At 42.9% G+C, this 275-nt stretch carries 1 protein-coding gene; it reads left to right on the top strand.

The window, feature by feature from the left end; translation table 11 throughout:
* On the top strand, positions 1–265 hold a 265-nt coding region (locus ABD296_RS50375; protein WP_344285882.1), incomplete at its 5' end, for a carboxymuconolactone decarboxylase family protein.
* Positions 266–275 lie beyond the last annotated feature (10 nt).

The following is a 275-nucleotide window of genomic DNA, read 5'->3' as shown; positions in this document are numbered from 1 at the left end:
GTCTCGTCCAGGCTTACCACTACATACCCGTAGTTTAGTGACTATCGCAATTTTATTGGCACTGGGCCGCGAAGATGAACTACGCATGCATTTACGTGCTTGTTTCAACAACGGTGTAACTAAAGAAGATTTAAAAGAGCTGATCTTACACAGTTCACTCTATGCGGGTTTACCTGCTGCAAACGCTGCAATGCATATGGCTGAAGAAGTCTTTAAAGAGTTGGGGATAGAAGTAAACCCAATTGCAGCGAAAGAACAGGATTAAGGAGATAAAG

This window comes from Actinomadura napierensis (genome assembly GCF_039529375.1).
Classification (GTDB): domain Bacteria; phylum Actinomycetota; class Actinomycetes; order Streptosporangiales; family Streptosporangiaceae; genus Spirillospora; species Spirillospora napierensis.
This window is presented reverse-complemented; position numbering and strand designations above follow the sequence as displayed.